General features: G+C 37.8%; 13 protein-coding genes and 1 pseudogene. 12 read left to right on the top strand and 2 right to left on the bottom strand.

The annotated features are described in order from the left end of the window. Window positions 1-12: 12 nt before the first annotated feature. The 3 genes and pseudogenes from MSG66_RS03905 (at window position 13) to MSG66_RS03915 (ending at window position 1,303) form a co-directional block, all read left to right on the top strand. The gene (locus MSG66_RS03905) at window positions 13-636 is read left to right on the top strand and encodes a LysE family translocator (protein ID WP_042896864.1); all 624 of its coding nucleotides are present in this window, start codon (window positions 13-15) and stop codon (window positions 634-636) included. 162 nt (window positions 637-798) lie between these two features. Then, the gene (locus MSG66_RS03910) at window positions 799-987 is read left to right on the top strand and encodes an NF038215 family lipoprotein (RefSeq protein WP_324652436.1); all 189 of its coding nucleotides are present in this window, start codon (window positions 799-801) and stop codon (window positions 985-987) included. Further along, window positions 968-1,303: pseudogene (locus tag MSG66_RS03915) on the top strand (calcium-binding protein). The gene MSG66_RS03910 and the pseudogene MSG66_RS03915 overlap by 20 nt, the downstream one beginning before the upstream one ends. 89 nt (window positions 1,304-1,392) lie before the next feature. Here the strand turns inward: MSG66_RS03915 and metG are convergent. After that, complete coding sequence (gene metG / locus MSG66_RS03920; protein ID WP_324652516.1) at window positions 1,393-3,459, bottom strand: methionine--tRNA ligase; 2,067 nt, start codon at window positions 3,457-3,459, stop codon at window positions 1,393-1,395. Window positions 3,460-3,743: 284 nt separating this feature from the next. Between metG and MSG66_RS03925 the strand changes: the two genes are divergently transcribed. The 3 genes from MSG66_RS03925 to MSG66_RS03935 all read left to right on the top strand — a co-directional run bounded on the left by MSG66_RS03925 (window position 3,744) and on the right by MSG66_RS03935 (window position 6,596). Next, window positions 3,744-4,244: a hypothetical protein gene (locus MSG66_RS03925; RefSeq protein ID WP_324652438.1), complete on the top strand. Its 501-nt coding sequence runs from the start codon at window positions 3,744-3,746 to the stop codon at window positions 4,242-4,244. A gap of 145 nt (window positions 4,245-4,389) precedes the next feature. Beyond that, the gene (gene apbC / locus MSG66_RS03930; protein WP_324652440.1) at window positions 4,390-5,580 is read left to right on the top strand and encodes an iron-sulfur cluster carrier protein ApbC; all 1,191 of its coding nucleotides are present in this window, start codon (window positions 4,390-4,392) and stop codon (window positions 5,578-5,580) included. Between the two features lie 143 nt (window positions 5,581-5,723). Next, entirely contained in the window at window positions 5,724-6,596 is an 873-nt protein-coding gene (locus MSG66_RS03935; RefSeq protein WP_133975129.1) for a 5'-methylthioadenosine/S-adenosylhomocysteine nucleosidase, read from the top strand. A 32-nt stretch (window positions 6,597-6,628) separates the two neighbouring features. Here MSG66_RS03935 and MSG66_RS03940 read toward each other — a convergent pair whose 3' ends face one another. Continuing rightward, window positions 6,629-7,198 carry a DUF2062 domain-containing protein gene (locus tag MSG66_RS03940; protein WP_262474390.1) on the bottom strand — a complete coding sequence of 190 codons (570 nt, stop codon included), beginning with the start codon at window positions 7,196-7,198 and terminating at the stop codon, window positions 6,629-6,631. Between the two features lie 362 nt (window positions 7,199-7,560). On the opposite strand from MSG66_RS03940, the gene MSG66_RS03945 reads away from it, so the two are divergent. The 6 genes from MSG66_RS03945 to MSG66_RS03970 all read left to right on the top strand — a co-directional run bounded on the left by MSG66_RS03945 (window position 7,561) and on the right by MSG66_RS03970 (window position 15,898). Further along, window positions 7,561-8,154: a LysE family translocator gene (locus tag MSG66_RS03945; protein WP_202743669.1), complete on the top strand. Its 594-nt coding sequence runs from the start codon at window positions 7,561-7,563 to the stop codon at window positions 8,152-8,154. A gap of 113 nt (window positions 8,155-8,267) precedes the next feature. Next, a complete protein-coding gene (gene dcd / locus MSG66_RS03950; RefSeq protein WP_002120290.1) occupies window positions 8,268-8,837 on the top strand; it encodes a dCTP deaminase in 570 nt (189 codons plus the stop codon). A gap of 305 nt (window positions 8,838-9,142) precedes the next feature. Next, a complete protein-coding gene (locus tag MSG66_RS03955) occupies window positions 9,143-10,447 on the top strand; it encodes a hypothetical protein (RefSeq protein WP_324652443.1) in 1,305 nt (434 codons plus the stop codon). Between the two features lie 232 nt (window positions 10,448-10,679). Continuing rightward, window positions 10,680-12,713 carry a hypothetical protein gene (locus MSG66_RS03960; RefSeq protein WP_324652445.1) on the top strand — a complete coding sequence of 678 codons (2,034 nt, stop codon included), beginning with the start codon at window positions 10,680-10,682 and terminating at the stop codon, window positions 12,711-12,713. 15 nt (window positions 12,714-12,728) lie between these two features. Then, window positions 12,729-13,454, top strand: coding sequence for a DUF6160 family protein (locus tag MSG66_RS03965; protein WP_324652447.1), 726 nt, complete (start codon window positions 12,729-12,731; stop codon window positions 13,452-13,454). 32 nt (window positions 13,455-13,486) lie between these two features. After that, window positions 13,487-15,898, top strand: coding sequence for a DUF6160 family protein (locus MSG66_RS03970; RefSeq protein ID WP_324652449.1), 2,412 nt, complete (start codon window positions 13,487-13,489; stop codon window positions 15,896-15,898). Window positions 15,899-15,911: the final 13 nt, after the last annotated feature.

Here is a 15,911-nt window from a genome sequence, read left to right on the forward strand (position 1 = left end):
TAGGCTAGCCCAATGTTTGACTCTCTTATTCCTCTCTTTTCAATTGCAATGGCATTGATGCTTGGAGCAATAAGCCCAGGGCCAAGTTTTATTTATGTAGCGCAAAATTCAATTTCCAAATCACGTAAACATGGTTTATTTACAGCATTAGGAACGGGTACAGGTGCGGCTCTGTTTGGCCTATTAGCTGTTATGGGATTACAGGCAGTTTTATTGGCTGTGCCTTCTGCATATTTAATTTTAAAAATTGGCGGTGGGCTTTATTTACTTTGGCTTGCTTTTAAAATTATTAAACACGCCAAAGAACCAATTGCAGTTGAAAACGATTCAAAATCGAAAATGACTTATAAACAAGCATATCGATATGGTTTGATTACTCAGTTAAGTAATCCAAAAATCGCAGTCGTGTTAGCAAGTGTATTTACTGCTTTACTGCCGAAAGAAATCCCAAATTATTACTACGTAGCATTACCAGTTATTTGTTTTATGATCGACGCTGGTTGGTATTCATGTGTTGCGATGTTGTTATCTTCAGAGAAGCCTAGAACAATGTATTTAAAGGCAAAAACTGGTGTTGACCGAGTTGCTGGAAGCATTGTTAGCCTATTGGGTTTAAAGTTAATTTTCTTCAAATGATAAGTCTTTAATTAAAATATCTAAAGAATAGAAAGTCAGGCATTCATCGTCTGGCTTTATTTTTGCGTAAAATATATATAATTTGAAATATCTTTTTTAGCACTTAAACACTTTAAAAGTGGTAACTTAATAAATAAAACAAAAAGAAATGAGGATCACGTTATGAAAAAACTAATGGTGAGCATTTCTGTAGTTTTTCTCATCTTAACTACAGGATGTGAGATGAAAATGATGAGCAAGCAACCACTGGCAAATGAGCGGACCATGAGTATTGTTGGTACTCCGGTTCATGAAAAGGATTATAAAATTTCCGATATCCAAGCGAATAATCATGAGCAATCCAACTATTAAGTTACTTGCTGGATGCTTAACTTACTGTATTTTGAATGTGGCAAATGCATGTGAACCTGCATCTTTAGATTGGGAGCTTTTTTAGGAAAAATATGATTTAAATCATGATGGAATATACAGCCTAAAAGAATTTCAACGTATTGAGGATTTTTATCCTTATAACTGGCCTACCGATAAACGTTTTCAAGGCGAAAACAAGCATACAGAGTTATTTCATTATTTAGATGAAAATAAGAACGGCTATTTAACAAGTGAGGAGTTAGGAAATATACATGTTTTATTTAATAACCCTTGTGAAGGATGGCCTTGGTCGTAATTTAAATTTACTTATTTATGTTTCTTTAAAAATCAGATTTTAAAAAATAAAAAAGCTTCCAATTTAGGAAGCTTTTTTATTAAGGCAGATTAAGAAACTTTATCGCCTGGTTTTGCACCGCTATCTGGAGAAATAATGAAAATACCTTCACCATTTCCAGCAGCAAGTACCATTCCGTTTGATATACCAAAACGCATTTTACGTGGTGCAAGATTAGCAACCATGACTACCAGTTTGCCTTTTAAATCTTCTGGTGCGTATTGGCTACGAATACCACTGAATACGTTACGTGGTTCAGCTTCACCAACATCTAAAGTAAGTTGAAGTAATTTATCTGAACCTTCAACAGTGCCTGCTTCAACGACCTGAGCAACACGTAAGTCAACTTTTAAGAAGTCTTCAATACCAATGATTTCTGCTTCACCAACTGCTGGAACTGGAGCCGCTTTTTTCTCGGCAGCTTTGTCCTTTTTCACCGTCGCTTTAGTTGCTTCTGGAGCAGGAGTACCTAAAGATTCTTTAGATGCATCCACCATTGCGGCAACAGCTTTTGGATCAACACGTTGCATGAGTGGTTGGAACTGTGCAATCTCATGGCTTACAAGAATTTGTTTACGTGACTCAAAATTGAAGCTTTCAAGTTTTAAGAAACTTTGAACTTGCTCAGCCAAAGTTGGAAGAACTGGAGCTAAATACACAGCTAATTGACGGAACAAGTTGATACCAACCGAGCACACATCAAGAACTTGTTGTTCTTGGCCTTCTTGTTTAGCAAGAGCCCATGGCTTTTTCTCATCAATATATTGGTTTGCACGGTCAGCAAGTGCCATAATTTCACGAATAGCGGTCGAGAATTCACGAGCCTCAAAAGCTTGAGCGATTGAGTCACCTGCATCAATAAAACTTTGTACCAATTCAGGCTCTGCGCATTCAGCAGATAAGGTATGGTTAAAGCTACTATTGATAAATTTAGCGCAACGGCTCGCAATATTGACGACTTTACCGACTAAATCAGAGTTTACCTTTTGAATAAAATCATCAAGATTCAAGTCAGAGTCTTCAACTTTATCTGAAAGTTTAGATGCAAAGTAGTAACGTAAATATTCTGGATTTAAATGCTGTAAATAAGTCTCAGCTTTAATGAAAGTACCACGAGACTTAGACATTTTTTGTCCGTTCACAGTCAAGAAACCATTTACAAACAAGCCTGTTGGAGTGCGATAGTTTGCACCATCTAACATTGCAGGCCAGAACAATGCATGGAAATAAACAATATCTTTACCAATGAAATGGTACACATCGTTTTGGCTGTCTTTTTTCCAGAAATCATCAAAACTTAAATCTGGACGTTTCGCTTTGATGTAATTTTCAAAACTAGACATATAACCAATTGGCGCATCTACCCAAACATAAAAGTATTTATTTGGCGCATCTGGAATCTCAAAACCAAAATAAGGTGCATCACGGGAAATATCCCAATCGGTTAAACCTGACTCAAACCATTCATCGAGTTTGTTTGCAATCGAAACAGGTAAGCGACCTTCATCACGGGTCCATTTCTGTAAATACTCAGCAAAATTCGGTAGTTTAAAGAAATAGTGATCTGAAGATTTTTCAACTGGTGTTGCGCCACTTAACGTTGAGCGTGGGTTGAGTAACTCAGTTGCATTATAAGTCGTACCACAAACTTCACATGAGTCGCCGTATTGGTCTTCTGCCTTACATTTTGGGCATGTACCTTTAATGAAACGGTCAGACAGGAACATGCCTTTTTCTGGGTCAAATAATTGAGTTACAGGGCGAACTGCAATATTTCCAGCTTCACGGTTTTTAATATAGATGTCTGTTGAACGTGCTTTATTGGCATCGCTATGAGTTGAATCATAGTGATCAAAATGTACACCGAAGCCATCAAAATCACGGATATGTTCTTTTTGAACATTCGCAATTTGTTCTTCTGGGCTAATACCATTTGCCTCAGCACGTAGCATGATGGCAGTACCATGAGCATCATCCGCACATACATAAGTCACATCATGACCCATTGCCCGCATGGCACGAACCCAGATATCTGCCTGGATGTAACCGAGTAAATGACCCATGTGAATTGGACCATTAGCATAAGGGAGGGCATTAGTGACTAAAATTTTACGCACGGATTTCATTCTCTCATTCGTATTTATAAGGTGGAAGATTTTAACTGATGCAGGGAGATAAGCAAAGATTAATAATCTTTGCTGGAGAACAAGCAATTTGTAAAAAACGGATTTTAATTGAAAAGTTGCTTCTCTTTAGAACAGATAAACAAATCGAAAAATATTTGAATCTTCCTGTATTGTCTTTGTTTCAAATTGCAGTTACGTTCAGAAAATAAGCCATAAAGATGTATAACTAATAACTTATTCAGGTAATTTTTTAATTAACTACGAGGATAACAACGATGACTACTGAAAATAAATTAGATGACTTAAAGACAAAAGCGGCAGATGCAAAAGTACAAGGTGAAAAAGCTTTGGATGATTTAAAGGAAAATGTAAAAGCTAAAGAAGCTGCTGGTAAAGAAGCGGTTCAAGATAAAGTAGATGAATTAAAAGCAAAAGCGGCAGACGCAAAAGTTCAAGGTGAAAAAGCTTTGGATGATTTAAAAGAAAATGTAAAAGAGAAACAAGCTGCTGGTAAAGAGGCGGTTGAAGATAAAGCAAGTGATTTGAAAGGCAAACTTGAGGATGCTCAACACACCTTGCAAGATAAGTTTGATCATTTGCGTACTGAGGCAAGCCATAAACTTGATGATGCCAAAGCCAAAGCAGCCGAGTTAAAAGATGAAGCTGCAACAAAATTCGATGAGTTAAAAACGCAAGCAACAGCGAAATTTGATGAGTTGAAGAAAACAGCAACTGATAAGTTAAATAAATTAAAGCACCATGATTCTGATGAATAAGTTTATTTAATCTAAAATCTGCACTCCTTACCTAAAAGATGAGATTGGAAGTTAGTAATTATTCATCCCAAGGCGAGCGAGTGCGGACCAATACTGTTACACTATCTCCATTAAGCTGTAATGATCTGTTTTTGGAGTAAACAATATGTCTTGGCTTTCTTCATTAAAGTCTGTTTTTTCACCTGCACAAGAAGTGAAAGAAGATGAAATCCAAACCGTACTCCAAAATTATTTACTACCGCATTCAAAAGATGCTTTAAAAGAGCGCATTAGTCAGCTTCAAGTTCAAGGTCGAGTATTACAACTCACTATTAATACATTTCCTGATGAAAAAGAGCATTTGCAGCAAATTCATGATGATTTGGCTGGGGCTTTGGAAAAATGTGGTATTGAGGAACTGAACCTACATGTTGTTCAACAGAAGCGCACTACACAAGAAAGTTCGAACCTACCTCCTGTGTTAGATGCTTCACCTAAATCAGAACCAGATCCAAATAATCCTCCTATTCAAAAAGCTGCTCCACAGCAGAGAGATGTTCCACTCCATCCTCGCATTAAGCATGTTATTTTAGTTTCTTCGGGCAAGGGTGGTGTTGGTAAATCAACAACCACTGTCAATTTGGCACTTGCCTTGCAAAAGATGGGGCTGAAAGTTGGGGTTTTAGATGCCGATATCTATGGTCCAAGTATTCCGACTATGCTGGGAAATGCTGGCAAAACTCCTCTTATTGAAAGTGAAAATTTTGTACCTTTAGATGCTTACGGTATGGCTGTGCTTTCTATTGGACATTTAACTGGTGATAACAACACACCTGTCGCGTGGCGTGGACCGAAGGCGACGGGTGCTTTAATGCAGTTATTTAATCAAACCCTTTGGCCTGATTTAGATGTATTGATGATTGATATGCCGCCTGGTACTGGTGATATTCAACTTACCCTTGCACAGCGTATTCCAGTGACTGGTTCAATCATTGTGACTACGCCACAAAATGTTGCCTTGCTTGATGCGACCAAAGGAATTGAGCTATTTAATAAAGTGGGTATTCCCGTGTTAGGTGTCGTTGAGAACATGTCGACCCATATTTGCTCTAACTGTGGTCATGAGGAGCAAATTTTTGGTATTGGCGGTGGTGACAAGCTCTCTGAACAGTACCATATTCCATTATTAGGTCGCTTGCCTCTAAATGCTCAGATCCGTGAGCATGCTGATCAGGGTAAACCTAGTGTTGTAGCAATGGATGACGCTGCTGATAGTTATATTGATATTGCCAAAGCGATGTGGGAACAGGTTGAAAAAATTCCTCAGCGTTCACGTGATGACAAACGTATTTTCTAAAACATCTCTAACCCGACTTTAAGTCGGGTTTTTATTATTTGGTTAAAAGTAAAATTTAAAGTACTGAATCTAAATAACAAAGCTAAACTTGAAATTGGCATGTAGATTGCTACTTTACACTTTTTAAAAAGAAAGGGTAAAAAATGCAATTTAAATGTGCTTTTGGCGTAATCAGTTTATGTAGCGCCCTATTTTTAGTTGGATGTAATGATGACAACTCAACCGTCTCAGAAACACCAACAGTTCAGGAACAAAAACAGAAATTACAACCGATTATTATTCAAGGTGCTTTACCTGTAGAGTCGGAACAGATGGCTTCTAAATTGCAAGATGTGAAAGCTGAAACTATAGGTGGTTGGATATTCTGGAAGGGAACCTACAATGGTTACCCCATGATTATCTCTAAAACTCGCATGGGCATGAGTAACTCAGCTGCTGCAACTGCTTTGGCTATCGAGCGTTATAAACCAATTGCGATTATTAATCAGGGAACATCAGGCGGGCATGACCCAGACCTACACGTTTACGATATTGTTTTAGGAAAATATGCGACAAATATTGGTGCATTTAGAACGCCTAAGCAGCCAGTAGGTGGTGGATCAAATTCACTCACATGGGTTGAGGCTTTTGATGTTTTGCCAACTGATGAATCTGATCCAGAACCTATTGCAATTCGTAAGTTTGAAGGTAACCAAGAGCTATTAATGGCGGCTCATAAAGTCCGTTATGACAAAGGCGAGGTGGTTGAAGGAACGATTGGTTCAGCAGATGTTTGGAATAATGAACTTGATCGTATTCAATTTTTCCACCAACGTTATGGCACTTCTGTTGAGGAAATGGAAGCGGCGTCAGTTGCTCAAATTGCCAGCCAGTTTAATGTTCCTTTTCTAGGAATTCGAATTTTATCTAATAACATTACTAATAATGGAGCTTATGACCCAGGCACAGGAGAAGCTTGCCAAGAGTATGTTCTCAATGTGGCTGAAGAATATATGAAATCAAAACTACCAAAATAATAATTTAAAACTAAGCAAGAAGACCGAAGTCTTTATAAAACTTCTTCTTTTTGCTTTTTCTGGCGATGTCTACTTTTCCAGTTTTTAATGACCATCCAACGCCAGAAAATTTCTGTGCATAAATATAAAATGACCGCAAAGACGAAAGCTTCTACAATCAGGCCTGTCATCAAAATTTTCGCAAGACTAAAATCAATGTGCCCATGGCCGAAATGAGTAATCCAGCGGGAAATCTGGTGCAATACACCTAGTAGCATTTCTTTGTTGATCATATGCACATGAAAAATATGTGCACCAAACCAAAAACCAATATATAGAATCGGAACTAAAGTAAGGGGGTTACTTAGCCAAGCCAGCATTAAGCTAATTGGTAAATTTACTTCGAATAGTAAGACCGCCATCACAATAAACACACTGTGAAAAGGGATAGGCAGTAAACCAAAAAAAGTTCCAACAAAAACAGCTCGGGTAATTGATTTTCGATTGACATACCAAAGCACAGGATTCAAGGTCTTTTTACCAAAAATCCTTAGAAATTTCATATTTGAAACTTTCTCGGGTGAGGGAAGCCAAGATTGAAAAAAGTGCTTTGCCATAATCATTAAGGTAGTAGAGCGCGCTGCTCTATATAAAAAAATCAGAAACAATATATGAATTGAAACTTATTAAAAGCTTAAAATTTAAACTTACCATCACTATATATTTTTTATTATAAAGACTTTTGATGGAAAAATAGACTTAAAATAAAAATACTTATGTTACTTAAGTAAGAAACTATTTAAAAAGCATGACAACTGACTGTAAAGTTTTCTTTATCGCTTTTTGCAGTAATTATATAAGTTTTTGTTTTTAATGTTTTTATTTTAAATTTAAAAACGATTTTAAAAATTTTGTCTTACAATTACCTTTTGCCATGTGACAGGATATCTATTAATCTGAGATGACTATATTGTGAGGTCATTCAATGATTTCATGGCTTTTTATTGGCTTAGTAGCCACAATTTTACTTACACCTGGTCCAACGAACACTTTACTCGCTTCTTCAGGCGTGCAAGTAGGATTACGGAAGTCAGTAAAACTTATTCCAGCAGAAGTTTTGGGTTACGTGATCTCTATTTCTGCATGGGGAATGCTGATTGGTAAAGTGTCCACCACATTGCCATTGCTGCCGCCTATTCTTAAGCTATTGAGTGCTTGTTATATTATTTTCTTAGCTATTAAGTTATGGCATACGGCAAATCAAGAAGTTGAATTAAATCAGCCTACGATCCGTACTCGTGAATTATTTTGTGCAACCTTATTAAATCCTAAAGCTTTACTCTTTGCTTCAGCAATTTTTCCTGTGGCTGCATGGAGTGATTTTCATATTTATATGATTCATATGATGGCTTATTTAGCGCTTATTACGCCAATTGCCTTATTCTGGATTTTCTTAGGATCACTTTTAGCTTCTAAGAAAGTTGCGTGGTTAAATCAGACGAATTTGCAAAAAACAGCTTCACTCGTTTTAGTCAGTTTTTCAATTCCTATCAGTTATTCTGCTTTACTTAGCCTTTAAAAGTAGTGTCGAGCTATTCTTTTAGGTTGAGTAGCTCTGCATTGTTTTCATAATTGCTTTTTTAAGTTAAAGTACGTCGAAATCAATGAAATTACCTTTTGGATAGAAAATACATGGCTATTAAGTCTGATCGTTGGATTCGCGAGATGAGCGAAAAACACGGCATGATTGAACCTTATGCAGAGAATCAAGTCCGTTTTGATAAAAATGGTGAAAAGTTGATTTCCTACGGGGTCTCTAGCTATGGTTATGATGTACGCTGTGCCCGTGAATTCAAGGTTTTTACTAACGTACATTCTGCAATTGTCGATCCAAAGAATTTTGATGACAAAAGTTTTATCGACATTGAATCTGATGTTTGCATTATTCCGCCAAACTCATTTGCTCTAGCGCGTACAATTGAATATTTCCGTATTCCTCGTAATGTATTGACCGTATGTTTAGGCAAGTCGACTTATGCTCGCTGCGGTATTATTGTAAATGTGACTCCATTAGAACCTGAATGGGAAGGTCACGTAACTTTAGAATTTTCAAACACTACTAATTTACCTGCACGTATTTATGCAGGAGAAGGCGTAGCACAAATGCTATTTTTTGAAAGTGATGAAGTATGTGAAACATCTTATAAAGACCGTGGTGGTAAATACCAAGGTCAGACAGGCGTTACACTCCCTAAAACATAATTTTTCTTAGATAAAGAAGAGTTTTAAAATAATGGGTCGCTCAGGTGGCCCAATTTTATGGGTAAAATTTACATAAGATGCGTTTATCGGAATAGTGGTAAATGACAGTTTCCTTTTGTAAAAAATAATATAATATGATCAATAATTGATTTGTTTTTTTGTTCTGCATCACAGTATTGAAAAACAAATATATCGGATATAGGTTGTCTTTTTAGTAGTGATTACTTAGATATCTACTAAATTCAGACAGGCCAAATAAAAAGAAATTAAACAGGATTATGCCCCCACGGATACGGAGGTCGGCCATGCGACAGTTTACGTCTCTTCATGTAGCGATAGCACTTGGAAGCTTATGCTTTTCTTCAGCGTATGCTGCGTCTACATTAGTCCCTATGTCAGATTCGGAACTATCCGCAACTCGTGGCCAAGCTTTAATGAGTATGTCTTATATTGCGCCTACGGATTCGGCAAATTTGGAAAAACTACGTGACAGTAATAGTAACGTCGGTTTTTATAAATTGGGCCTAGATGCTGATTTGGAACTGAACGCGAATATTAAAAAATTGCAGCTTGGATGCGGTGGAGCTAATGGTGCGGGTGCATGTGATATTGATATTGATAACTTAAGTCTAAGTGGTCTTTCAGATACGAACGATGGCCGTGCTAGTTCTTCAGCAAAATTAACTAATCCATTTATTGAGTTTGCGATTAAAAACCCGAACAGTGCATCAACTCGTGAAGTAGCTGGTGTGAGATTAAGTGCCGAATCTATTCAGGGTTTACTTACTTTTGGTTCAGAAAATACGACTACGAAAAATGGAATTAACTCTTTTAGTGGTTATATGGTGACTCAAGCGACTGGAGGCAGTGTTAGCACAGCTGCCCGTCCAACAGGCTCAGGATTAACGCAAGCCAATTTAGGCACACAAATTACTGGACGAGCAAAAGGAACATTGCTTGGTCTTGATGTTATTAATACAAATTTCCGTTCAACTAGTTATGATCTCGGACTTAGCAGTGCTTCTGGTAGTTTATTTTTACCTTCTCAAGTCATTAGTGGAAAACGTATAACTACTGCAAATTTGACTGGTACTGCTAATGTGAGCGGTATTAATTTGTCAGGTACAATTGCAGCTGATACAGATTTGATTATTAAGATTTCAGGTAATTTAAGTGGAACAATCAATAATTTAGGTGTAAATGTTGCAGTTAATGAAGATTTAGGTTACTTCCATAAAGTTAATTTGAATGGCACAGCGGCTTCTCTTTCTTTACAAGGACAAAATTTGCAATGGACAGGAGCGAAGTCAGTTTCTCAGGCAGGTTGGTGGTTAGAACTCTCAAATCCGATTGATATTGGTGATGTAACACCACAATCACAGGTGGTAATTACTGATGATGTGGTGAAAGCCACATTAGGCAAGGTTAGTCAGTATTTGACAGCTAACCCAGTTAACTGTGGAACTTTAGCTTTCGATTGTTTACTAGGTAATATTGATGTAAGTACTGTCGATTTAACAGGTCAGTACGTTCCTATGAATTTGACGAATTTAGTCTTAAAAAATCAGAGTTTTGCTCCTAACTGCTATGGAAACTTAAAGTTCTGTTAATTTTAAAAGAATGTTATAGCTAATACTTTACATTCATCGGAAAAGTAATTTTTTACATGCTTTTTTTTGCATTTGTGCAAATATTCCGCATAATAGAAATGTGGAAAGGTTGGCAAAATCTTTTAGATTTGCCTCTTTGTCTAAGGTGAAAAGGATAGATTCACCTGACATCAAGGATTGTTAAAGAAAAATAAATATGGTGCGCGGCATCGTATAAAACAGGAAGGTCAAGATGACTACACTTAATTATACGGTAAGGTTTCAAAAAACCGTTTTGGCAAGTTTAATCGGGCTTTGTATAAGCCAGTCTAGTTTCGCACTCGAAGAACTTTCCGATGCGGGCTTAAGTGAAACTACAGGTGAAGGCATTGCTATCTTGCCACAGAATGCTTATATGGTATTTCGTGGTGCAGGTGCTAATGAAACCTCTAGTCAGATATTAACGGATCGTACTAAAGATACGGGTTATATCAATTATGTGCCTGTTGGTCCTTTAAGTATGACAGCCGCAGATACCAATAAAAATGGTTCGATTGATTCGGGCGACCGTGCGGTCGGTAAAGCCGATATTTTTCTTTATGGTTTAGCGCTTTCCAAATCCGATAATGATACGAATAGTCGTATCGCTTCTACAGATGCGGCTGCTGCAATTTCGAGTTGGGGTACTGCGGTTAACCCGTGGATATTTAAAGTTGCGACAGAAAACTCAGTACCTAACTTTAGTGCGACAAATTGTACTGGCGCGTCCGATCCAACATGTCAGGTGACATACTTAGCTCTAGAAGCGCCCTTATATGAAGTTGGAACGAAAGATACCGCAGGTTTAGATGCTTATAAGCTGAAACTAGGCTTATGGACAGATATCTTTGTACGTAACCCAAATAAAATAAATGGTGCAGCAGATCAATTTAATTATGGGGACTCAAATGGTTTGATTGGTACCAGTACTGATGCAAGCCGTGCAAACCGTCTTCGTTTACAAGGAGTTTGGAATAACTTTAGCTTAAATGGCAGTCGTTTACAGCTTTTCCAAACATTAGGAGGCGCAACATCTGCTGGTGGAATGAGTCCTTTTTATAATGATACTTTAGGTTTGGCAGGAGTTATTCGTTTAAACAGCGGTGATGCATCTAATTTAAGAGCAACCGTTACTTCAAATACCCCAACATCTACAGTAGGGCCATGGGTAAATCGCTATAGCACCCAATATACGGGTGCGCCAAGTAATAACTCTCCAAGTTCGGACTGGTTATATCGTATTCGTAGTCAAACTACGACTGTTACTTCAACGGGCTCATGGACTGCTCCAACTGACAGTGCTATGAATAATGTTTTGCGTTTGAGTACACGTGAGTCTGGAACTACTCAAGGTAATTTGGTAACACCTGCAATTAATGGTGGAATTGCACCAACCTTTGATGCGAATGAAGGTTTATATCTCTATAACCCAAATATTAACCTTGTGTTAGGGTCTTTATATCAACCACTTGTTTTAAGTTCAGATGGTAAAAACTTTAGTTTAGAACTTGCTCGTATTCCGAATAAACCAGAAATTTATAAGAAAATTTATACAGATTATAGTGGCGCAGATACTAGCTATTTAGGCTCTACTTGTAATATTTATCAATGTGGTACCAATGTAACATTAGGTGGTAAAACTTACCAAGGTTCTAGCGCAACACACAGCAGTATCTCAATTGGTTCAACTGTTTATAATGCTACGAATAATACTTTAGAAGCATTTAAAGGGAATAGTACACAAGATGCTGTCGGTATTTCATTTGGTAAATTACCTACAGGTACTGTTGCTGCTGTAACACAGACTAAAAACTTCTATCAATTGCAAAATCAAGAGCGCCGTGTAAATAGTTATACATGTAGTTTGATTTTTACTTGTTATGACTGGCAGTACCGTACAGCAACGGGCTGGACGGGAAATGCAGGCTCAGGTTTGAAATTTGATTCACAAGGTGCTAACTGGGCCAATGTAGATAGTACGGCTTATTATAATCCAACTGTAAATAATACTGGTTATACCTTAGCTGATGCCGGAAATGGGGCTCAGTTTGTTGTACCAAATGGCACACCTTTACCAGATGCACTTTATAACAATGGACGTTGGTCTACCACCACGCCAAATGCAGATTTGAACACCTATAAGCTATCTGGAGCACAAATTAGCTCAGCCATTACTAATAACATGGGTTCAGCTGTAATTGATGGTGTGTTAATCCAGCATTTAAAACTGACAACTAAAGGCTTATAAGAGGAGGATAATGATATGAAAAAATTAAGTACTTTAATCCTCGCTCTTTGTGCAACGGTTACTCATGCCGAGCTGCAAACTTTAGATAATGAAGCATTGCAGGCGATTAATGGACAGGCAGGTGCTGATTTATCTTTGATGCTCAATTTAAACCAGACCAGTAATGGTATTTTTGACAATGGTAGTGGTGGTGTCTGTGAGAACGTCGAGTTTTGTCATATTGGTTTGGCGATTAACAAACGTTTTGTACAAGCAGATGCGAGTAAGCCAAGCGGTTGGGCTGAAAACAGTAATAGTGGTAATAAACTTTGGTTGGTATTTAAAGGTGTACAAGGAACTTTAAATATTCAAAAAATGGGGTTGGATGGCGCTGATTTAAAGTATCTGGATAAAAACAATACCGAAATGATTAAGCCTGCTATTCAGCTTAGTTTTAGCGCAGCACAGCCAATTTTAATTCGTAACTTTGGTTTTAATGCTTTATCAATTGAGCAAGATAACTTTACCAGCTCAACAACAGTGCAAGGGTCGAGCGCAAATATGTATGATTATGCATATTTCAAAAAAACAACGTATGCTGCGACTGCTAATAGTGGGAACCAGCAAGTTGCTACAGCTACGCCTTCTGCCTATGACTATGGACGTGAAACTGGTTTTATGGGCTTAATGATGAACGGAAACTTGGCTATTCAAGGAAAAGTCATGGTCTTTAGCTGTGATGGCAGCCATCCTCGTTGTTAAGGGTTAATGTAGATTTCAAAGGAACTGAAGTGATGAAAAAAAATAAAGAAAATCACAGCTCAAAGTTTATTTTAAATACATTAACAACCAGCATGTTGTTAGTGAGTGGACAAATTTATGCTTTAGAAGCTTTAACAGATGCTGATTTGAGCGCCGTCAATGGACAAGATGGGATCTCAATACAAACGACGTTTAATGAAATCAATATTGACAATGCTTACTGGGATGACCATGCAGGTACACCTAGTAGCGCCGATCAGGTCTTAAGAGCTCAAGCAAGTGGTGTAAAAGTCCAAAAAAGTAATGCATCTAGTCAATCTTTAAGTACTAATTACCGTTTAGATGTGGGGAGTAATCCAACCACAGGTAAAACTGGACTCGACTTTTCTATGCAAAGCAGTCCATCACTCATTACTGTGAATAGTTTTAAAGTATGTAATACCTCTGCTACTTGCTCGCCGACAATGGGGCAGTTGGCTATTCAAACGACTTCCCCTCTGAATTTGGCAATTACTACTCAAGATGGACTATTTAATGCAAATAGTCAGTCAAGCATGACGCTTGGTATTAATAATGCCAATATTTATTTAGGGCAATTAGATGTTCGTAGCCAGTTAAATCAGTTAATTTTAAGAAATTTTAACTTTAACTTTTTCGGTAAAGGGGCCATGCTGATTGACCCAACTCGTGGTGTCGTTTTACAGACGAATACGGGAACAAATATTGCTGGTGTAGGGCAAACTCCGAATAGTACCTATGGTTATGTCGATTTTAACCGAGTAGCAGATTCGGCTTCGGGTTTAACAGCAGGTACATATGTAGACAGTAGCGGAAAAGTAACCAATTCAGGCCTGAATATTGAGGTCATGTTAAGTTCGAATGTAGATAAATCTAACCCTTATGCTTTAGATGCAACCAATAGTCCACAAAATGCGAAAGGTTTGATTCGTTTAGGCGCTAGCGGACGTATGGTAAATAGTTATTTACAAGTCCGTGGTGTAGATGGTACGTCAGATACAACAACATTAGGTACAGCAAATACCGCTTCGGGTACAGCTTCAAGTAATAGTATTTTAGGTAATTCTGGAATTGCCTTTCGTATGAAAGGTGAATTCACCAAAGATAATGATTCAATGCTAGGTGCAGATGGCAAAGCAACCACTTTAGAAATTGGTGGAGCGGGTCTTAATGCTTACGGTTTCGAGTTTGGCAATTTAACAGGACTTAACTCTGCTACACGTGGTTATTTCGATAGTGGAAATATTTATCTAAATCTTGCAGATACAAAAACCTTATTAATGCCAACCAATGCAACCTTAAACGGAATCCGTTTAGGCAGTGGTACTTTAACAACGGCTGCCGATTATCAGCATAATATTCACCGTGATACGGTTACTAATCCGTTTAGCTTAATTCTTGCGATGCGTGGAGCAGAATTTCAGGCATTTTCAAGACGCGGTCGATTTACGACAAGCGCGAATGTCGCTCCTGCCAATCAGTTTGCAGACAATGGTGCAAACAACCAGTGGGGCTTAGCATTACCTTTTTATAACTTAAATGCGAATGCTGCTGTTTATGGTTTAGATGCTCCTGCAAATAGTGCCTATTACTATACAAAAGATGCGAATGGTAAGCCTGTTCAGAATGTTGTTGCAACATCTGGAACGACTTCTCGCTTAGGTTTTGGTATTGCTGCCGGAACGACAGGACGTGATGCGACTGGAACCAAAACGACCTCTGTGTTATTAATCGATGGTTCTCCAAATGCCAATAATGCGGGTAATCCAACTGACTATTATATGGGGCTACGTAATATTGATATGTTCCTCAAAGGTAATGGAAGCATTGGTTTAGAAAATGGCAGTCTTAATATTAGTTTAAAAGAAATGCTTCTTGCTTTATCAACTGAAATTGCAGCAGGGTATCTACCAGGGGCAAAATATAAAACTTGTCCAGCTACAGGTTCATGTACTTCACCTGTTGATAATTTCGCAAAAAACAATGATGTCTTATTTGGTTTAAAACTGCGTTTAGGCGGAGATCTTAACTTATCGATCGTGCCAAACAGTTCAATTGCTGATGGTAGTGCTTTAACTGTACTCGGCGATTTCACAATGCCTGCCACAGCAACTGGAAATACAGTTCAGATTAGTGATCCGATCGATGGCTCTGCAATTGGCTTTGATAATATTACAGGAAAGCTAGCGTTTAATTCTGCTTTAGTTGTGGGCAAAGACACCGCAAGTGGTTTAGGTAAAGTTGGCGTAAATACAGCAGTTTATTTTAATCCTGATAAGAGTATTGACGGTGCATTGCGTGTTAAAGATATTAACTTCTATCCGCCATCAACTGGTGCAGGTGCACGATTAGGCGAGCTCGCCATTACTGGTGGACGTTTAAATAGTAGCTTTAGTATTGTGCCTAGAAATGGTGCTTTTAATTAATCAATTAAAGTGA

The sequence above is a fragment of the Acinetobacter sp. IK31 genome, assembly GCF_035615195.1.
GTDB lineage: Bacteria > Pseudomonadota > Gammaproteobacteria > Pseudomonadales > Moraxellaceae > Acinetobacter > Acinetobacter calcoaceticus_C.